The organism is Paenalicyclobacillus ferrooxydans (assembly GCF_001399675.1).
GTDB lineage: Bacteria > Bacillota > Bacilli > Alicyclobacillales > Alicyclobacillaceae > Alicyclobacillus_B > Alicyclobacillus_B ferrooxydans.
In genome coordinates, this window is record NZ_LJCO01000014.1 from 1 (window position 1) to 19,607 (window position 19,607).

Annotated in this window: 18 protein-coding genes; 4 read left to right on the plus strand and 14 right to left on the minus strand. The window is 49.9% G+C overall.

What is annotated here, in order from left to right; all coding sequences use genetic code 11:
* The coding region (locus AN477_RS03510) for a DUF4372 domain-containing protein (RefSeq protein ID WP_157061798.1) at nt 1-460 on the minus strand (460 nt) is incomplete at its 3' end.
* 502 nt (nt 461-962) lie between these two features.
* Nucleotides 963-1,583, minus strand: coding sequence for a hypothetical protein (locus tag AN477_RS03515; RefSeq protein ID WP_054967799.1), 621 nt, complete (start codon nt 1,581-1,583; stop codon nt 963-965).
* A gap of 300 nt (nt 1,584-1,883) precedes the next feature.
* Between AN477_RS03515 and AN477_RS03520 the strand changes: the two genes are divergently transcribed.
* Nucleotides 1,884-2,732, plus strand: a complete 849-nt coding sequence (locus tag AN477_RS03520) for a ZIP family metal transporter (RefSeq protein WP_054967800.1) — start codon at nt 1,884-1,886, stop codon at nt 2,730-2,732.
* Nucleotides 2,733-2,915: 183 nt separating this feature from the next.
* Here AN477_RS03520 and lepB read toward each other — a convergent pair whose 3' ends face one another.
* The 3 genes from lepB to hmpA all read right to left on the minus strand — a co-directional run bounded on the left by lepB (nt 2,916) and on the right by hmpA (nt 6,093).
* Nucleotides 2,916-3,473 (minus strand): signal peptidase I, encoded by a 558-nt coding sequence (lepB, locus tag AN477_RS03525; protein ID WP_245631706.1) that lies wholly within the window; start codon nt 3,471-3,473, stop codon nt 2,916-2,918.
* Nucleotides 3,474-3,520: 47 nt separating this feature from the next.
* Nucleotides 3,521-4,525 (minus strand): COX15/CtaA family protein, encoded by a 1,005-nt coding sequence (locus AN477_RS03530; protein ID WP_054967802.1) that lies wholly within the window; start codon nt 4,523-4,525, stop codon nt 3,521-3,523.
* Nucleotides 4,526-4,839: 314 nt separating this feature from the next.
* A complete protein-coding gene (gene hmpA / locus AN477_RS03535; RefSeq protein WP_054967894.1) occupies nt 4,840-6,093 on the minus strand; it encodes an NO-inducible flavohemoprotein in 1,254 nt (417 codons plus the stop codon).
* Between the two features lie 488 nt (nt 6,094-6,581).
* Here hmpA and AN477_RS03540 point away from each other — a divergent pair, with 488 nt between their 5' ends.
* Complete coding sequence (locus AN477_RS03540; RefSeq protein ID WP_054967803.1) at nt 6,582-7,466, plus strand: PrsW family intramembrane metalloprotease; 885 nt, start codon at nt 6,582-6,584, stop codon at nt 7,464-7,466.
* A gap of 125 nt (nt 7,467-7,591) precedes the next feature.
* Here AN477_RS03540 and AN477_RS03545 read toward each other — a convergent pair whose 3' ends face one another.
* A complete protein-coding gene (locus AN477_RS03545; RefSeq protein WP_054967804.1) occupies nt 7,592-8,533 on the minus strand; it encodes an alpha/beta fold hydrolase in 942 nt (313 codons plus the stop codon).
* A gap of 220 nt (nt 8,534-8,753) precedes the next feature.
* Here AN477_RS03545 and AN477_RS03550 point away from each other — a divergent pair, with 220 nt between their 5' ends.
* Nucleotides 8,754-9,524 (plus strand): PIG-L deacetylase family protein, encoded by a 771-nt coding sequence (locus AN477_RS03550; RefSeq protein WP_054967805.1) that lies wholly within the window; start codon nt 8,754-8,756, stop codon nt 9,522-9,524.
* Between the two features lie 38 nt (nt 9,525-9,562).
* A complete protein-coding gene (locus tag AN477_RS03555) occupies nt 9,563-10,867 on the plus strand; it encodes an MFS transporter (protein ID WP_054967806.1) in 1,305 nt (434 codons plus the stop codon).
* Nucleotides 10,868-11,171: 304 nt separating this feature from the next.
* Here AN477_RS03555 and AN477_RS03560 read toward each other — a convergent pair whose 3' ends face one another.
* From AN477_RS03560 to AN477_RS03595, 8 genes are all read right to left on the minus strand, one after another.
* On the minus strand, nt 11,172-12,116 hold the full coding sequence (locus AN477_RS03560) for a hydroxyacid dehydrogenase (protein WP_054967807.1): 945 nt from the start codon (nt 12,114-12,116) through the stop codon (nt 11,172-11,174).
* A gap of 113 nt (nt 12,117-12,229) precedes the next feature.
* On the minus strand, nt 12,230-13,843 hold the full coding sequence (locus tag AN477_RS03565; RefSeq protein WP_054967808.1) for a thiamine pyrophosphate-binding protein: 1,614 nt from the start codon (nt 13,841-13,843) through the stop codon (nt 12,230-12,232).
* A 127-nt stretch (nt 13,844-13,970) separates the two neighbouring features.
* Entirely contained in the window at nt 13,971-14,675 is a 705-nt protein-coding gene (locus tag AN477_RS03570) for a FadR/GntR family transcriptional regulator (RefSeq protein ID WP_054967809.1), read from the minus strand.
* A 65-nt stretch (nt 14,676-14,740) separates the two neighbouring features.
* Nucleotides 14,741-15,820 (minus strand): Ldh family oxidoreductase, encoded by a 1,080-nt coding sequence (locus tag AN477_RS03575; protein WP_054967810.1) that lies wholly within the window; start codon nt 15,818-15,820, stop codon nt 14,741-14,743.
* 32 nt (nt 15,821-15,852) lie between these two features.
* On the minus strand, nt 15,853-17,007 hold the full coding sequence (locus AN477_RS03580) for a UxaA family hydrolase (protein ID WP_054967811.1): 1,155 nt from the start codon (nt 17,005-17,007) through the stop codon (nt 15,853-15,855).
* Between the two features lie 2 nt (nt 17,008-17,009).
* Complete coding sequence (locus tag AN477_RS03585) at nt 17,010-17,288, minus strand: UxaA family hydrolase (protein ID WP_054967812.1); 279 nt, start codon at nt 17,286-17,288, stop codon at nt 17,010-17,012.
* 107 nt (nt 17,289-17,395) lie between these two features.
* Nucleotides 17,396-18,913 (minus strand): sodium:solute symporter family protein, encoded by a 1,518-nt coding sequence (locus AN477_RS03590; RefSeq protein WP_054967813.1) that lies wholly within the window; start codon nt 18,911-18,913, stop codon nt 17,396-17,398.
* Nucleotides 18,914-19,150 (minus strand): DUF3311 domain-containing protein, encoded by a 237-nt coding sequence (locus AN477_RS03595; RefSeq protein ID WP_211265945.1) that lies wholly within the window; start codon nt 19,148-19,150, stop codon nt 18,914-18,916.
* Nucleotides 19,151-19,607 lie beyond the last annotated feature (457 nt).

A 19,607-nucleotide genomic window follows, 5' to 3' on the forward strand; every position in this document is an offset into this window, starting at 1 on the left:
GTAATTTGACACCAGCATGGGTCGGAAGATACAGGGCCCAAGGGTATTGGGACAAACACAGCGTTATGGTGGAAGAGTCGACTAGGTTAATGCGACCTAATTGCTTCGTGGCCTTTTTCAGTCCAATCCTGCGAACAAGTTGCGCAATGCAGTGTTGAAGAACAGCGTCTAAAAATGGCTGTTCCAAATGACGCAGCTTTCGTGACAACTGTGATGCACTGATGGACTGAATTCCGATTTCCGACTGGAGTTCCTTTGTCTCATTCAACTTACGGCTGAGTGATGTCAGTGACGAAATCTGATTGACCTGGGCAAAGAGCAGTAGTTGAGTGAGCTTGATAGAATCCAGCTTTTTTGTGTACTTGTCCAGGTGTAGTAACTGAATTTGTTTCAACATTAATTTCGTATCTAGAGAAACTAGGTATTCCGCCAAAGTGGATTTCATGATACCCTTATTCATGCTTGGGTTCCTTAGATTAGATTTGGACAGGGCTACCTGTACATCTATTCTAAGGAATCTTTATATGTATAGGGGTTACAGAATCATGAATCTTCATAAGGTTTAAAATATTTAATTTGTCAACGGGTACCCGTTGACAAACCACTAAAAAGTTAATGCAACGCTAGTGGGTCGCAGCGACTTAGCCTGCCCGATGAGCCTTGAGTGGCCTAGGCTTAGTCGGCGACACCGACTTAAACCGCAAAAATTGAGGAGTTAAGTCGCTGAGAGCGACTTAACGGATCCCCAAACCCCCACCTAAGTCGGTCACAGCGACTTAGCCTGCCTGATTGGGCCCCAGTTGCCCGGGCTTAGTCGGCGACACCGACTTAAACCGCAAAAATTGAGGAGTTAAGTCGCTCGGAGCGACTTAACGGATCGCCAAAAACTCAAAACACAACTGCTAAAGGACCGTTGACGCCCCCAATAAACGGGGGCTTTGTCAGCAATCTGAGTCCTCGTTTTATACGGGGCCTTGTTTTGCCCTTTTCTTCATCAGCGGCGCTATGTTCTGTTTGTATGGCGAGAATCCCATTGCAAGCATACGCATCACGCGGAGTTCGTTTTGCCGCCGTTCGATTTCCGTTGTTTGCTCGTTATACTCCTCATTCAGGTCTGGCAGGCCGCGGGCCCACTCATAGAGTTTCTTGTTTGCAAGAAGAATTGACCCCACCCGATCCCCGGAGTAGTGCAGTTTTCTAATCGTAGGGTAGTTGGGTACCGACCCCGTGTCTCCCACAAGTGCATGGGGCGCATCGAGTGCATCCAGTTCATCCATGTGAAACTCATGCGGCATATCCGGCAGATCGACATTGGCGTCAAACATCACGTACGTTTCGGCGATGCGGCTCTGAACGTGCCCAGAACAACAGTTTCTCGTAAGGTATCCTTTGAAGTTCAGGATGAAGATGGCAGGCAGAATCAGTTCATCAAGCTCTATCACCTGTCCTAGACAATCAGCCGTGGGACAAGGGATCGCATGTGGCTGTTCTTCCCCTTCAACTGACCCTCCCACGGATTCCTTGGCAATTTGAGCAGCGATTTCTGGCTTAAACACTGAAAAGCAAGATAGACAGGCGTGCATGTTGTGAATTCCTCCTATGTAGTCGCGCCCATCCGGCGCAATGCGTCGCCCATCTATTCTACAAGAAAAATGAGCGACAGGATCCTTGACCGATTCCGTGTCGATTTCGTGAAGTGGGCTTGAGCATGTGTCCTAATGCATAGAGATCAAGTGTGGTCTCAGAAATACCACAATTCCAGAGGAGGTGTAGTCCGTGGAACATTTTCGTGAGCACTGTGGTTTGCCGCACGCCATCACTCATCGACCGGTCGATCCGGTTGCTCGCCCGAAACCGAGCAACAAATCGTCGGATCGGAAACAGTGACGGAACTGTCCATGGAGCAGTGGGGGCCCATTCTTGTCGGTCTGCTGGCTGCAGCCTCGATCGTTATCGGTGCACACATTACACTAAAGCCTGCGAAGGACACAAAGCAAGGTGTCACACTGAGTCGAGTTTTCGGATTTGGCACAGGTGCCTTTTTCTCTGCCGTTTGCCTCGACTTCCTTCCGGACGCATGGTCAGGTAACGGCACCAAGGCATCGCTGTGGATCTTCATTGGAGCTCTGGTCATGTGGGTCGCGACACACGTTTCGGACGGTCTGTTTGAACGCGAACAACACCAGGCTATCGCAGCATCAACTGAGGCTGATTACCTCAACTCAGAAGGCTTACGTGACAGTATTCCCGTACCAAACATGAATCTTAGATTCACGCGCGTGAGTGCCATCGTGTTAGCCGCAGCTCTGTCCTTTCACACATTTTTGGAGGGTGCTGCCGTATCTCTAGCCTTTCATCACTTTGGCTTTGCAACCGTCGGATTTTCATTGGCGATTATTCTTCACAAGCTGCCTGAGGGCGTACTTTGGGGACTTGCACTTGCTACTGTGTTTCCACGCGATCTGTCAAAGATAAAACAGATTCTGCTGGTACCTGCCATCTGCACAATCATTGGCGTATTATCCGGGATCTTTCTCGCTAACAAAGCATCCTCAGGGGTCATCAATGTTGCAACGGGTTTTGTTGCTGGTGCCATGCTGTACATTGCCTTTGCCGAACTTCTGCCGGCTCTTCGTGAATCGACGCATCCCGGCTTAACACGTCGTTGGTTCCTAGGCGGGGTGATTGTCATGTTCATCTTAAACAGCCTGGCCAACATATTTGCAGGCTAGACGACAATTGGCGTGCCGGGGGGCACGCCAAATCCGTTTCGTATCGTCGATAAATCACAAACCGTTCGCCTTCTGTAGATGAAACCAACTGGTTGAATCCGATTGGTTGAATCCGATTGGTTGAATCCGATTGGTTGAAACCAACTGGATGAATCCAACCGTTTGACACACGTACTCATCCGCTTAGGTAGACAAGCTTTGCGAAATTGGTCCAATATTGGCGATCGGACCGATAATCATGTCAGCTTCACCCACAATTGCCGAGCGTGCCACATACTTATGCACCCAATAACGACTATCCAACGAAACGGGGCGATTATCCCCCAACATAAAGTAATGTCCTTGAGGTACATGATACGTCCCTAACTTGGTCCCGTTGTAAGTGGCAATATCCGGATTCGATTCGTTCAGCTTATGTCCGTTGATGTATACCGCATGAGCGGTAACCTTGACTGTATCGCCAGGAAGGCCGATAACCCGTTTCACGAACAGCTCCTTGGGATTGTCAGGAAAGTGAAAAACAACGACTTCCCCGCGAAAGATTTTCTGACCAAACTCGGTCTCCAGTTTATTGACGACAATGTACACATGGTGCCTTGACGTGGCGGGAATTGTTGGATACATGGACGAGGATGGCACCATGGCAACACTCGCGACCCAGGTCTTCAATCCAAACGCGACCACAAAACCAATTGCAATGGGAACAGCCCAATCTTTCAACCAACGGAGCCCTTGTTTCAAATCAATAACCCTCCCAGAGGTTAAGTTTGTGTTCTGGGTTCAGACACTTACTTCCCACCGATGTTCGACATAGGAAATGCCTGTTGATTCCTGAGCGGCTTCGGGAGGCGTGCCTGTGAGGCCGGGAAGGTTTGCAGTCCAAGATATGACAGCGCGCCAAATAATACGGTGATAAAACTCACGTGCAGCAGAAACGCCCACAGAACCACATGTGTCCATACCAATCCCGCACCACTGAACGCGACCAAAATGGTGAACACGAGCGCTACAAAGCTGCCCACGTACAAATCCCGGTGTTCTTTGCGCATACGGGCCGCCATCACGAATAAATACACAACAAGAGCTGCCAGTCCAATGGCAACGGTGCGGTGGATAATGTCTACCACAAAGGCGGATCCAGAATGTACTTCTGTTGGAAATGGCCAACCACGGAAAGATGACCCATCACCGGTACTCGATACGTAAGCCCCAAAGTACATCGCACCATACATGTAAACTAAGGTAAACCACACCGCACGAGTGAACGATGTCTTTTCAACGCGTCGACGAATCAACTCACCGCGTTCTGCTCCGCCTTGTACTTGTCGACCAATCTGCCGAAGTACAACCACAAGGAGCAACAGCCCTACGAAAGCTAGCAATGAGCAGCCAAAGTGAAACGCCAGGAACCAGGCTGGATCGCCGTAAATGACCCCAAGTGCGCCCAATGCCGCCTGAACAAACACAAATCCAACTGCGATGCCAACTGTTGCTTTGACCTCTGTCCAAGAACGATAGATTACCCAGGCAAACGCAGACGTCACCAGCAACAACACTGTCACCACACCGACCAGTGCTCTATGAGTAAATTCAATCAGAGTCTGGAGTCCCCACACATGCGGGATGACAGCGCCGTTGCAGAGCGGCCAATCATGCCCGCATCCAAGTGCAGAACCCGTCTCTGTATCCACAAAACCTATGATATTCACTGCAAACAATCCAATGAGTGTCAGAATCGCCAATGCATACGTAACCCGGTACAATGTTCGTGATTGATATTTGATGGTATTCACCCTTCCTCGTCGCTTTTTTCTCGCTCTCAGATCTCTTTTATTTTTTTTGAGAAACCATAAACCATATCACACGGCGTGAGGTTCAAGCCCACCCTGTCGATAACTCTTCTATAGTAACAGACCGGAAAAGGATCTGTTGAGTTCAAAGTTTAGTTGAAAAATATTTCGACCATCTTTAAATATCCATCCTCTAGCAAGGAATCCACGAAATTGATTTCATTGCTGGTAGAGGAAACAAAAAAACCGGGCACCCTCGCCCGGCTTTTCCAATCAAATATCCAATCAAATATCCAATCAAATATCCAAATGTGGGTTCAGTTTTCGGACTCGATATCACCAAATGATCCGAAGAACTCATAGTGAACTTTTTCCGCAGGAATCCCCCACTGTTTCAGTGCCTTGTTCACGGCCTTCATAAATGGCGTTGGTCCGCAGAAATAAAAGTCTGCATCTTTGGGAAGGTTCTCTTTGATCCACTCCAGTGTAATGAACCCGTCTTTCACAAAGGCTTGTTCTTGTATATCCTGTGCTGACGGCTTCTCATAGATGACGAAAGAACGAACGTTCACCGCTTGTTTTGCGATTTCCTGAACATGGTTCTTAAACGCGTGAACGTTTCCGCTGAGGGCTGCGTGCACAAACGAGACTTCGCGCTTTGACTGTTCGGCAACAAGGGTGTTTAACATGCTGATGAGCGGCGTTAGGCCGACTCCCCCGCTGATCAGCGCAACCGGTGTATCCGCGGCCATATCGAGGTAAAAGTCACCTGCAGGAGCCGTAATGGGTAGAACGTCCCCTTCTTCAAGTTGGGAGTGCAGGTAACTCGATACAATCCCCGCTGGAATGTCTGAATTTGGGGCATCCTCCCGCTTTACACTGATTCGGTAATACCCTGTCCCTGGTCTGTCAGATAGGCTGTATTGTCGCAAGTGTGTATAAGGTTGGCCCTCAACATCCAACTTAACGGTGATGTATTGGCCAGGCAGGAAATCTGGTATCGAACCCTGATCTTCCGGTTTCAGGTAAAACGATGTAATCACGTCGCTCTCTTTTACTTTTCTATCCACGACAAAATTCCGGAATCCGTTCCACCCAGCAGGTTGCAACTCGGTATCGCGGTAGAGTGTTTCCTCCATGCGGATGAGTGCATCCGCAATGACACCGTATGCTTCTGCCCAGGCATCAATAATTTCGTCTGTGGCCGCGTTGCCAAGCACTTCTTGAATCGCGCCCAACAGGTTCTCGCCAACAATCGGGTATTGGTCAGGTTTAATCTGCAGGCTTCGATGTTTCTGCGCGATCCGTTCCAAGGCCGGGAGGATAGTCGTCATATCCTCAAGATGCGCAGCTGCTGCGTATACTGCGGCCGCAAGAGCTCTGGGCTGTCGCCCGGTAATCTGGTGGGTTTGATTAAAGATGTTTTTTAACTCTGGGTGGTTGGCAAACATTCTCTGGTAAAAATGTGTGGTGATAGCCTCTGCGTGTTCTGCAACCACTGGGAGTGTCGCGTTGATGATATCGAGTTTTTTAGCGTCAATGGGTTTCAGTTTTCGTGCGATTTCTTCCATTTCCAGACGGTTCAACTGAAGACTTTGGAATGGTGTCGTCGTTGATGTCATGATTCGCCACTTCCTTTCTGTAGTACGGAACAACCTCCCTGCAGTGCGGCACAACGTCTCTGAAGTACCCAACAACGTCGAGTTGCTCATATTCATTTGCTACGCCTGATGATCCATACCCTTACAGGTATTTGGAACTTCAACACAGATTTTTAGTGATTTGCGCATAAGATCACAGACCAAAAGAGACTATTTTCAAAAGTTCACTCACCACATGGAATAGTACAAAAGAACTATGATGTACAAAAAGGCGGCTACAGAGAGAGGTGATGAAAGCTTGGCAGAGGAGCAACAATGACATTCTCTTATCTCTGCTGATATTATAAAAATTTGAGATTGCGCCATACTGATATGAGAGACCGTGTTAGACGAACAGGGCTGGTTCCTCATGCAGCAGCCAGCCCAAAGATATTCACGGTATGAAGGTGGGTTACTTGATGCCACAAAGTGGTACGCAGGAAAGTTCCGAATCCGTCCATACGGAATCGAAAACGTCCAGCAAAAGCATCGGCTGGCACTTGTTACGTGTTCTACGATCGCGTTTTTATTGGGGTATCTTAGTCTTTGCCATTATCCCAATACTCCTTGAAACACTGGGTATCAACGTTGTCTCTGGGATGCTGGTGTACTTTTCCGTCTTCTGGTTCTTTATATTTCGTTCCCTGGTTAAGACGACCCCGTTACGCCGGACTATCATCGCTGATATCCTTGCGTACTTATTTACAGCAATCATCGGTACAGCCGTTGCATTTTACGTGGAAAATTTCTGGGTGTCCATCGGTGCAGGACCCTTATTACAGTCTCATATTCTCTCGATCACAATTCCAACGTATGTCGTTGTGGTTGGTCTGACAGAGGAATTCGCAAAGCAGATCGTCGTTCTGCTCGGTGTAGTGTACGTCCGCGTGCGGCATAAACGGATCAAACCGTTTGACTTCATGATGATGGGTATCAGTTCGGGGCTCGGATTTTCGGCGGTGGAAAATGTCTCATACGTACAAAAGGGGTTGATGAACGAGGTTGTCCATCACACGGTCGGACTTGGTTTGGTTACAGCACTCAGTCGGGCACTGTATACCCCTTTCTTGCATGCTGTCTTTGCCGGCATCGTAGCTTACGGACTCGGACTCGCAGCAGAGAAAGGCCGCGAGGCGTGGTGGATTGCTGTCGCGATGTGGCTGCTTGCTGCATGTTTCCACGGGCTTTATGACGCCACCGTTGGCATCGATGTAACCTGGGCACTCATCGATGTCGCCATTGCGTATTTTGTCTTTCTCGCATTCCTACTTCGTGAAAAAACATTTCGCGAAAAAAGCGAATGACTGGTCGGACACCAAGTGCATGGGTCGGTGATCCCGTAATTTTGCGTTTGTATTGACTCCCGTCTAAAATGGCTCTTACTCAAGCAGCCTTTGACGGGAGTCCGCCCTGCCCCGCTTCAAGGATCTTACTTATTGACCTTCTCCATCACACTGTTCAGAAAATCGATCATCCCGTCCTCAACTTCATCCCGGATATCTCGATCGTTATGGATCTCATGCCGATAGCCCGAATAGAGCTTTGTCTTGACCTTGTGCCCCGTCTCCGCAAGCCAATTTGATACCGCATAAACACCTTCGCCATACTGGCCAACGGGATCCTGATCGCCTGCAATATTGTAGAACGGAATCGCCGTCGGCACTTTTTCTGCCCACTGCTTGCCCACAATTGTTTGCATCATGAGCACGAAATAGTACAAGGAACGAAGGTTCGGCGGTGCTGTAAAGTTGTTGAATGGGTCACTCGCATGATCAGCCACCACGTCAGGATCACCGGAAATCCAGTCGTTTGGGGTAACCGGGTTTTCGTACCGCTCCGTCATCCATCCCATCAAGTTGACGAGATAGGAAGGATCCACTAGCTCACCTTTCCCTTCGGCAACAAGGGCCTCCAGTGCTGGCACAATTTCTTCGGCCCTTGGGAACACACCCGAAGTGCCGCATAGAATCACACCATCTACTCCATCTCCGTAAACAGCAGCATATTGCCTGGCGATCATCGATCCCATACTATGGCCATACATAAAGTAAGGTAAGCCGGGATACGCTTCCTGCACAATTTTACGAAGCGTGTGTTCATCCTCTGCCATCGTCAGATGGCCTTTATCTCCCCAGTCACTCCAGTTGCCGGATTCCCTAGCTGTTTTGCCATGCCCAACGTGATCGTCTGCTGCAACCACGAAACCTGCTTCATTCAGCTTCAGGATCATGTGCAGGTAGCGGCGCGAATGCTCACCAAATCCGTGTACGAGTTGAACAATTCCACGTGGTTTTCGGATTGGCGTATAAATCCAAGCTTGAATCGTGTCATTTTGATTAAATGATGGAAAACTCAGTTCTCGGAATGCCATACGAATCCTCCTCACCGTGACTAGATGCCCTGCATCTCCTACTAGCTGCCTCTACATCCCCTATTAGGAAATCAAGACTCTATTCACTGAAACGATTCCATTATATACCTCTCTGCCTTGTGCAAGAAAACACGGTTGTGGTAAATTTCACGAACTAGTTTTAAGATAACAAAAGAGCTTCCATACGCTTCGAGAACAGAAATATCTGAGGTGATCGAATATGAATATTCAGTCTTTGTTGGGTCTTCCTGATGTCCTTACGGTGAAGAAAGTCGTCGCTGTACAACCGCACCCCGACGACATCGAGGTAAACATTGCAGGAACACTGCTCCAGTTGCATCGCACCGGCTGTGAAATCGTTTTCGTTACGGTGACGGATGGACGTGCGGGGGCTTGGGGAGACGTTCAGGATGCAGACGAAATTGTACGGATCCGAGAAACCGAGCGTATCGAAGCCGGTAAACTGCTTGGCGTTCATAAACACATTACCTTGGGCTTTCCTGATGGAGGAGAGTACGCAGTGTCTGACGTCACAGCGAAATTGGTTGCTGTATTTCGGGAAGAGAAGCCTGATCTCGTTTTTTCCGTGGATCCGTGGATGCCATATGAAGCCCATCCCGACCACGTCAAAGTTGGCCAAGCAGTCTCACAAGCTGTGTTATTTGCGAACAATGCTATCTTACATCCCGTTGTGTCTGCCGCACCGTTTCAGGTTCCGCAAATTGCATTTTATGCAACAAGCTATCCAAACCGGTTTGTGGAACTGACAGAAGAAGATTTTCAGCACAAGTTGAATGCGATTTTGACCCACCGCAGCCAATTCGACAATGAGATGTGGCCGTTTATACAGCAATATTTCGCAGTCGCTGCAAAAGAGGCCTACCAAGTTGTACACAAGGACGACAGCGTCTCTTCTGAAGGTTATGCAGAGCCGCTTAAAGTCCTATCCCACCTGCAACTGCACTCGATACCGAGCACCCTGTACAGCTGAAAATATTTTCAAGAATACAACCTAAAGGAGCATCCCGAATGATCCCGTTTTCGAAACGGTTGGCGTACACCGTCAACCAAATCGGTGTGAATCTGCTCTGGCAAGCCTTCAACACCGTCGCAGTGTTTTACTATGTAACCGTTTTACACGTCTCTACCACGGGTGTCTCCGTGGGTATGATTGTGTACGGAGTGGTGAACGCATTTTTAAACCTGTTTGCAGGCTATCTGAGTGACAGAACGAACAGTAGAATGGGGCGGCGCATTCCTTACATCGTTTACGGCGGCGTCCCGTTTGTGGTGTTGTTCTATCTCTTGTTTCATCCGCTCGTCTCTGGCCCGCATGCGCTTTTGGCATACTTTCTCGTGGTGACCTTTTTATTTGATATCAGTTTCACTTTCGTTGCGCTGAACATCAGTGCCCTTTTCCCCGAGATGTACCCGAATGCCTCAAACCGATCAAGTGTCGTTGCGTTGCAGCAGTTTTTTGGCATTATTGGGCTCATCGCCGGGGTGGCTTTGTCCAAGTCCCTTGGACAATCACTAGGTTGGACAACGATGGCACTGATTTTTGCGGCCATCACATTTGTAAGCGTTTACCTTTCTTTGTACGGTTCTTTCGAAAACCCAGCTTATCGCGAAGAACCGTTGCATTTTCGAGAAGCCGTTCGTGAAACCTTCAGTAATAAACGATTTTTGGTATATGTATTTGCAAGCTTGTTTGTGCAACTGACGACGACGATGTTCGTCACAATCTCTTCGTTCTACTCAACCTATGTCGTTTCCCTGAATGCAACCCAAAGTGCTCTGTTTCTGGGTCTGATGTTTATCGTGGCCATCCCTGTTTCATTTCTTTGGTCCCGAGTGGCCCTTAAGCTCGGAAACAGCAGGACGACCCTTGCGGTAGTGGTGCTGTTTGCGCTCATTTCGCTCGTATTTTGTTTTGACACAACTCCCCTAGCGGTGATTCTGACGGGGGCTGTCCTTGGCATCGGGATCGCAGGGTTTATGGTCCTGATGAATCTGCTTCTGGCAGATGTTATCGACTACGATGCCGAAAAAACAGGCAAACGTCGCGAGGGTATGTACTACGGGATGAATGGGTTCGTCGTTCGCATTGGCCTGTCACTTCAATACGCCATCATGGGTATCTTCTTTACAGTGACCAAGTTCAACTCGAACCTGCGTACGCAGCCCCACGCTGCCATTCTCGGGCTGCGCTTCTTAATCGGGGGACTCCCCGTGATACTGCTTTTCGTTTCGTTCCTGCTTCTCTACAAATATCATCGCTATGTAAGTGACGAGCGAGGAGAAAAACGCGTCTCGCATGCGATTCCGTCCTAAAGTCAGGGGCATGCCGTCTGGCATGCCCTTCCCAACAAAGCCACAAATCCACAAAGCATTCCAAACAAAGCCACGAAGCCAGAATCAGGGGCTATAGGAGCATCGCGACACCATTCTGTTTCACTTAAAAGCAGTCCTAGCGTTCCGGATCGCACGCGATAATGTGTCCAGCGACACCTTCATCAAAACCAAACTTTGAGAACAGACGAAATGCACCAGCGAGACGTTGCTTGCGATGCAACCGTTCTTCCTCAATAGACTGGAAGTCGGTGGACGCAGTCGAGTTTCACTCATTGAAACCCCTCTAAACCAGTCCCTGTACGGGACTTCCAGACAGAGCGTTTGCAACCTGTCTCAAAACGAACTCGGCGACACGACCCGAGGATTCTACCGTGATACCAGCAATATGCGGTGTTAAGGTAACATTAGGCAGTTGGTACAAGGGATCGTCCGGGTGCGGTGGTTCCTGCTCACGAACATCTAAGTAGGCTGCCATCGTTGGGCTCTGTGCTAAAACTTCAGAGAGGGATTTCTCATCAATGATCCCGCCGCGAGACGTGTTGATGAGCACACTGTCTTCCCGCATCATATGTAACTCTTCCATCCCAATCAGGGATTTCGTGTCGTGAGTTAATGGAACGTGGATAGAAATGAAGTGAGAGAATGTTAGGACCTCTTTTAGGCTCACCAACTCAACTCCGACGTCTTGAACAACTGCGCTCGCTGATAACACGAATGGATCAAAGGCGAGTATCCGCATGCCAAAAGCCTTGGCACGACTGGCCACACGTTGGCCGATGTCTCCAATACCGACGAGACCTAACGTTTTGCGGTAAAGTTCTGTGCCAGTGCCAAGACTGCGATCCCATACACCAGACTTGACACTCTGACTGCACCGATCCAGAAAGCGGGTATGATGCAACAAACATGCCATTACGTATTCAGCAACGGACGTGGCGTTACAGCCACGTGCAGCAACCACTTTTACGCCATGGTCCCGGCAGGCCGGAACATCGATATTATCCAAACCGACCCCGAGCCTTCCAACCACTTTTAACTGTGGAGCGGCTTCCAAAAGTTCTCTGTCTACCCGTGTCTTGTTCCTCACAATGATAGCTTTTGCTTCTCGCACCTGACGAAGGAGGACATCCCTATTCTCAACCAGAGTCGTATCGTACGTGACAGGATAGCTTTCATCAAACCAATCCGGCAACGGCCACCACAAGTGCTCAGAAATGACAATTGACATGTCAACAGCCCTTTCACGCTGGTATCGTGTTCTGATTTGGGGACTCCAGGGTGATTTCGGAGCAACTGACCCATAGAAAGCCTAGTTCAACAAGATGGTACTTGGTAATCAGCTTACATTTGTTGTCGGTAATCTGCAGGGTTAATGCGGGCCTCTATCAATACAAATGTCTCTCTGGACGCCCCCTCGATGTCCCGAATGGTATTCCTCAGCTCCTTCGCGCTGTTCACCGTGTAAGCTTGCCCCCCGTATGCCCTGGCGAGCGTCGTATAACTGGGAACATCAAAGTCGACCCCGTACGTCGGTAAGTTCATCCGTTCTTGCTTCAGCTTGATAAGTGAGAGAGCACGGTCTGTAAACACGACAATAATAGGTTTGAGTTTGTGCGCTGCTAAGAGTGCCATTTCACCCGTAATCATATCGAGCCCAGCATCTCCTGTGAGGCATATCACTGTGCGGTCGGGATACAGCAACTGTGCCGCGATAGCAGCAGGCAACGCGTATGCCATGCTTCCGAGTCCATTTGACTGCAAAAGTCCGTTTGGCTCATAGCACTCCCAAACATGGTTTGTCAAAATACGATGGGATCCGGTATCCACGCACGCCACTGTCGTAGGAGGAAGTTCCTCGCGTAGAATCTCCAGCACATCGTAAGGATGAAGACCCTCGGAGCCCGTCACCCGTACAGCCCGCTTCAGCGCCCCGCGGTGGTTTGACAGATGAGTCTCAGGCCAGCGATCCGCTGCGAACTCCGCGGTATTCTCAGACATCCTGTGTAAGTTGCTGCCGATATCGCCGATCAACTCGAATTGTGCCAAAAAGATATGGTGCGTTGCCGAGACAACGTCAACGTTGATGATAGAAGCGAGCGATTGGAGAGGAAGTATCCAGTCGCTGCGTAACTCCACCGGATCGAACCCAATCGTCACGACGAGGTCCGCCGTTCTTAAAAGAGATTGCTGAATCTGATCAATAACGGGAGATAAACCAATGGCCCCTAAACTAAGGAGCTGATTCTCCGGGATCACACCTTTGGCTTTGTAGGTCGTCATGGCCGGGATTCTCCAGTTCTCGAGAAACGCCTTCGTGGCCGACGCTGTATCTGCAGTGGATACTCCAAGGCCGACGAGTGCAATCGGCCGCTGTGCAGTTTGGAGGCTCCTTTGCACATCTATCGGGACGCTTGCCTGCTGGGGCACTGCGATGGTCTTCTGTTGACGGACCGACGTCGCAACGTCCATTTGTGCAACATCGGTAGGGAGGTTTAAATGCACAGGCCCTGGTCTGCCTTCAAATGCGATGCTGAGTGCTTTCGCAGTGACTTTCCCCGCATCTGCTGCTCTCACGGTGACTGAGAACTTTGTGATGGGCTTGAGTATCGCCGTTTGATCAATAATCTGGTGCGTATAAATGTTTTCCAGGTTGGTTGCGATGGCTCCAGTAATCACAACCAGTGGGGAACGGTCGAGATATGCTTGAGCCACTGGAGTGACTGTATTCGTTAATCCTGGCCCGAGTGTCGCCACGAGAACGCTTGGGCCGTCGGATAATCGACTGACCGCGTCCGCCATAAACCCTGCCCCCATCTCATGGCGCGTCAAGATAAATTGAATACCAACATCTCGAAACGCCTCAAGCAGGTGTAAGACTTCTCCACCCGGGATGCCAAACGCGTACCGCACCCCCGCGTCATACAGTGAGCGAGCAATAGCATCGACCACTCTCATTGTCGTTGTGCCTCCTGCAGATTATATCAATATATTCAGAACATTTATCCCGGATGTTCGTATCATACAAACTGAGTGGTGAGATGCGTGGGTGCATACCACGCGGCAGATCAATAGGAAAGCCCGACTACTTCTCCGTGTTTATCGCCACAGGACGGGATTGAACAGACCCTTCTACACTGGTCAGATGGGCCAACATAGCGTTTCGTGCCCGGTTTGAGTCGTGCTCGGTAATCGCCTTTAGAATCGCCTGATGCTCTCGAATAGAGATTGCAGCACGTCCCGGAATTTCCAAGCTGCTCCGTCTGCCTTCTTCGAGAGACTCGAGTAAAGACCACATGACTTTTACCAAGAGCAAGTTTTTTGACGCCTCTGCAATCGCGACATGAAACCGCGCATCATACAAGCTCAAAGACTGAAGATCCGATTCATGGACAAGTGCCTCATCCAAAATCTCTGAAATTCGTTTGATATCCTCGTCTGAGGCTCGCTCGGCAGCATAAAAGCTCGCTTCTGTTTCGAGCATCTTGCGAATTTCAAAGAGGTCACGCAGGTTGGCACTCTGCGCATCATGCGCCCACGAGTCCTCAATAGACTTGTTAGGGTCTGCAACAAAAATCCCGACCCCGTGTTTTACCGTTAACAGACCCCGACCGGTCAGAATTTTAATCGCATCTCGAATAGAGGTGCGGCTCACTTGAAACTGGGCTGCCATCTCCCGTTCCGTTGGCAGCCTGTCCCCAGGGCGCAGCTCTCCGCGGGTAATCGCATCTGTCACTTTCGCGACGATTTTTTGACTTAATGCGACATTATCTGAAATTGGTTCAAACACGGCGCGCACCCACCTTTCTCGAACCCGTTAGAGTAAAGGGCAAGTCCCGTACGTCACTCTATCATCTAGTATGCAACCGATGATGTTGGTTTAAAAGACTTTGGCATAGCTATAGCATATTTCTTGCAGATTTGCCGCAATTCCTCTTCGGTCTCAGATGTGATAGGAACCCCATGCAACCTTCGTTCATTTTCCAGCTCTTGTCGCCGTTCCCCGGGTATGCGGATCCGTTCATATCCGGACGCAAGCGGCACTGAGGTGACTTCCGCAACTAACTGAGAGACGCGGGTCTCAAAAGTGCCTTGCCCAATGAAGAACTCCGGATTCAGTGCCATGAAGAACATGGCCGTTCCTGGAGGGGCCGTTCCTTCGTCATAGATTGAACCCACATTATACCCAAAATTCCCCCCCGACAAAAGCCCGCTGAGAATTTCTACCATCAAAGCCAAACTGTATCCTTTCGGTCCTGCCATCGGAAGCACCGCGCCCTTGAGAGCGGCTGACGGATCGGTTGTAGGGGCACCGTTTGCATCAATTGCCCATCCTTCCGGAATGGGCTCGTTCTTCTTGGCGGCCATAATGATATTCCCGCGGGCAGCAACACTGGTTGCTAAATCAATGGATACAGGTTGGCCGTCTTTCTGTGGTGCGGCGAGTGCAATTGGATTCGTTCCAAAATAGGCTTTCCGTCCACCCCAAGGTGGAATTGCAGGTTGCGCGTTTGTCATCGCGAAGCCGATACATCCGCGGCTGGCAGCGAGTTCCGTGTACGTCGACATCGCACCCGCGTGATTTCCATTCCGTACAGCTGTAATACCGACTCCCGCAACCTTGGCTTTATCCAGGGCCGTTTCCATAGCCGCCTTTGCAACGACAGGTCCGAGTCCCTGATCTGCGTCAATGACAGCCGTCACAGGGCCCGTCTCATCGATTTTCATCTCTGTCCGCGGTTTGATCTTCCCGTTGCAAATGCCTGACACATAGGCGGAGAGCCGGGACAGCCCGTGTGTGGCTGTCCCCTGCAAGTCTGCACGAACGAGTACCTGTGCAGTCCATCTCGCGTCCTCATCGGGAACTCCGGCCGCTTGGAAACACGCCGTCGCCAGCTGGAGCAAGTCGTCTACTGAATACATGACGCCTGACATCACAAGCCCTCCCCGATCCGAAACCTGTCTTCTTACGCACTGGGATACAGCTTTGTTAAGACAAACTCACGGTGACCGAGCGCCTCCGCCATCGTAGCGCGGCCGTTCATGGTGCGAACCATGACCTCGGCAAGCTGCTCCGAAGCTTGCGAGAGATTAATTTCGTAAGACAACAAGCCACTCACATCGACGTCGATGTGTTCCTTCATAGAATGTGCCGTTTTTGGATTGCCTGTTAATTTCACGACCGGTTCAATCGGGTTTCCGACAATGTTCCCTTGTCCAGTCGGGAAGAAGTGAAGGACTGCACCCGCTGCAGCCATCAGCGTCACGCACTCCGCTGCTGCAGAAGATGTATCCATAAAGTTTAAGCCTTTAACGGTCGGTGCCTGCGCAGGTTCGAGCACATCGACCACTGGCTTCGTACCGGTTTTCTCGATGTTCCCCATGGCCTTTTCTTCAATCGTGCTCAGCCCGCCTGCTATATTCCCTTGCGTTGGCTGCGAACCGAGAAGATCTGCATCCTGTTTCTCGATAAAAGATACATAGTCGTGATAGGTTTTCAGGAACCGTTCACGAACGTCAGGCGTTGCACAGCGCTCCGCAATCAAGTGTTCGCCGCCTGTCAGTTCGGAGGTTTCACCAAACAGGACGGTTGCGCCCATCTCAATCAGCTCGTCAACGACCCTTCCTACCGTCGGACAGGAGGCAAGACCTGTGGTGGTGTCTGACTCACCGCATTTGATGCTGATAATCATGTCGGAAACGGGAACTGGTTCGCGCTGTAGTTCAGTCGCGTATTGGACGAACTCCTGCGCCTTCCAGCACGCTTGCCGAACCGTCTCTAACTCGCCCTGACCCTCGATGCTGAACCACGCAACGGGTTTGCCCGTCTCTGCGATGCCATCCGCAATTTTCTTCGTCCAATTGGCTTCGATACCGATCACGATGGCAGCAGCGACGTTTGCATTGCATCCTGTTCCAATGAGTGTGCGAAAATGCAGTTCCAAGTCTTTGCCATATTGTAAACGGCCGTAAGGATGAGGCAGTGCAAGCGTTCCTGGGATTTTGCTGGCAACGGCTTCTACCGCGGCGTTTGAGATATCATCGACCGGAATAACCACGACGTGATTGCGAATCCCTACTGCGCCGTTTGGGCGCCGATAACCCATCACCGTTTTCTGCATGCTTACCACCTCTTACTCTTCAGATTGTGTGTATGAACATAGTCGCCGCGTGCCCAGTCAGTGCTTGCGTAACCGATGACCTGACCGTATTCAACCACGTCCGCACCGTAGTTGAGGTTTTGCAAAGCAATCTTGTGTCCAAGCGGAACGCCCTGCCTTGCAACCACTTCAACAGTTGAATTGTCATCCATGAAAACGCCTGTCACCGTTTCATTTGCTTCGATGTCCCGCGTGGCGACTCCGACAAAGTCCCCTTGCTTATGGATGAGGAACTTATGCATGCGACACCCCTCCGAAATAGAAGTAATAAGTATGTGGTATTACCACTTGATTTCATTGTATGCCAGCCCAGATTGAAGATCAATACAAATCATTCTCTTATTTTCATTTATTCTGATATCGGCAACTGTGGACCTCTATTACCTCGAGGCAGTTTGGTTCGTGGAAAAGCATGTTCAAAGAATGTATCCAGGTAATCTGCCGAAACTGGCTGGGTCAAGTAGCTTACTACCGTAAAGACGATGAGGTTCGCAACCAAAGCCACCAAGCCAGCATTGATACCATGGAACGGATCGTTCTTGGTCAACACCAAGACGGCGGCTATCACCCACCCCGTGATGATGCCTGTAAGGACCCCTTGTTTGGTGGCACGACGCCAGAATAACCCCCCAACGATGACAGCCGGGAACAACTGGGATATAAAGTCGTACGCTACAAGAAGAATCTGCACGATGAGTGACGGTGCGACGATGGTCAGAAACAATGCAATAATCGTGAGCGGAAAGACCAGCACCCGCGTCAATGTGTACATAGACTTCTCCGTTGTGGTAGGTTTAAGCGCTTGCACCACGTTTTTCGCAATCAAGCTGCTAGAGGTCATAATGATCGGCCCGGCAGGGATGATTGCGGAGAGCATCGCAGCGATGGTAAAGAGAACCACAAACCATTCAGGGAACGTCTTCACCGCGAGCATCATCACCACGTTGTTCCCATTGATATGTTTCGAGAAGCCGAGGATAACGACAGCACTCAGGCCAATTGTGATGACGGCGACTTTCACTAACTGATAGAACGGCATAAAGACAGACTGCAGTTTGAGTGTGCGGGGATTTTTAGCGGTAAAGGCAACACCGAACCACTGCGGCCACATCCACTGCCCAACCCCGTTCAAGAGGACCGTCGTGATGAGCCACATCACGCCAAGGTGCTTTGAAACGCCTGGCAACGTCAGATGGCTTGGAATCTGCTTGATGAAACTGCCGTACATGTGTCCGAAAGACCCGAAGTAATGGAACGGGATCACGAAAAACATGACACCAATTGCGATAAACATCAGGATATCCTTAATGGCAGCCTGAATGGCATTGCCCTGAATACCACCGAAGAACACAGCCAAGGCCAGAATCAGGAAGCCAAGGACTTCAGACCAGGTGGTGCTAATCGCACCATGACCTATCACCTTGATGACGGCCTCAAGACCAGTGATGTTCAAATCAATGTACGCAATCATAATGATGGCACTTGTCAAAGCAACAAACACGCCGAGCGGCTTACTTTGATAGCGACCTGCAACAAAGTCTGACTGCGTGACATAACCAAAGCGCTTGCCAATGATCCAAATGGTCGGCAAGACGAGGAAGCCGATTGCGTACGCAACGTCATTCAATGCGACATTATAAAAGGCAGCCGATCCGTTCTTGTAGGCATACCCCGCCAGTCCTTCGAATGTAAACGCCGTGTAGATTTCGCTGCCGAGGAGAAACCAAACGAGAAAGGAACCCATCTTTCGTCCACTGACCAACCAGCCCTCGATGTCCTTATTCCTTCCCCTGCCAAGAAACACCCCTAGCAACGCCACAAGGAAAACAACAACCAAACTGACACCAAGAACTAAAGCGGTATTCATTTAGCTCCCCTCCGTCCAGTGAATCGGATCGTTTTGCGGATTATGCCGTCGGTCGTAGATGTACAGTAACCCCAACGCTACGGGATTTAAGAGCGGAACGAGCACGTACCAAGCGTACAAGAATGGCATCCCAAGGATCGTCGGATGGATCCGATTGGCGAACAGTGCTACTGCTCCAAGATAGAGCAAGAGGATGACAATGACCGTAACTACCCAGGCAGTGATAGACCTTTTCACAAAAATACCTCCCTTCATCTCACTGAAGGCGTTTTCAGTATGGTACAGCGGCGTTACCCCACGGCCCAACTGTGACAGACGGGACAAACCACCTCCTTTGCAACAACAAATGGCCACTTACCAGTCTTGCGATGTGGAGCGGAAGTCACGGAAACGTCATCAAATTCGTGCCTAACCTACCCAAGTGGTCATACCTATTACGTACTATATCACAGGACATTATCCCAGTCATTAGATAATTAAATTATTTAAATTATTCACACTTATACATCAAGTGTAGTTAATTGGGTGTGCTTGTTCCCAGTTTGCACCTATTCGTCGACCGAATCCATCATTTAGCATTTTTGAAAGTCCCACAGGTGTGCACAACAAAAAAGGACGTTCCTCGCATGATGTGCACTGCTCGCACCGCACACCAGGGACGTCACTTTGGTTTCGTTGAATCTCTCGACTGGCC

Bases quoted from the DNA above. Each gene is read 5' to 3' on its own strand.
- hmpA (WP_054967894.1), bottom strand. From the start codon at position 6,093: ATGGAAGAAATCGCACGAAAACTGAAACCCATTGACGCTAAAAAACTC.
- AN477_RS03555 (WP_054967806.1), top strand. From the start codon at position 9,563: ATGATCCCGTTTTCGAAACGGTTGGCGTACACCGTCAACCAAATCGGT.
- AN477_RS03540 (WP_054967803.1), top strand. From the start codon at position 6,582: ATGCCACAAAGTGGTACGCAGGAAAGTTCCGAATCCGTCCATACGGAA.
- AN477_RS03575 (WP_054967810.1), bottom strand. From the start codon at position 15,820: ATGTCAGGCGTCATGTATTCAGTAGACGACTTGCTCCAGCTGGCGACG.
- AN477_RS03515 (WP_054967799.1), bottom strand. From the start codon at position 1,583: ATGCACGCCTGTCTATCTTGCTTTTCAGTGTTTAAGCCAGAAATCGCT.
- AN477_RS03585 (WP_054967812.1), bottom strand. From the start codon at position 17,288: ATGCATAAGTTCCTCATCCATAAGCAAGGGGACTTTGTCGGAGTCGCC.
- AN477_RS03545 (WP_054967804.1), bottom strand. From the start codon at position 8,533: ATGGCATTCCGAGAACTGAGTTTTCCATCATTTAATCAAAATGACACG.
- AN477_RS03565 (WP_054967808.1), bottom strand. From the start codon at position 13,843: ATGAGAGTGGTCGATGCTATTGCTCGCTCACTGTATGACGCGGGGGTG.
- AN477_RS03550 (WP_054967805.1), top strand. From the start codon at position 8,754: ATGAATATTCAGTCTTTGTTGGGTCTTCCTGATGTCCTTACGGTGAAG.
- AN477_RS03560 (WP_054967807.1), bottom strand. From the start codon at position 12,116: ATGTCAATTGTCATTTCTGAGCACTTGTGGTGGCCGTTGCCGGATTGG.
- AN477_RS03580 (WP_054967811.1), bottom strand. From the start codon at position 17,007: ATGCAGAAAACGGTGATGGGTTATCGGCGCCCAAACGGCGCAGTAGGG.
- AN477_RS03590 (WP_054967813.1), bottom strand. From the start codon at position 18,913: ATGAATACCGCTTTAGTTCTTGGTGTCAGTTTGGTTGTTGTTTTCCTT.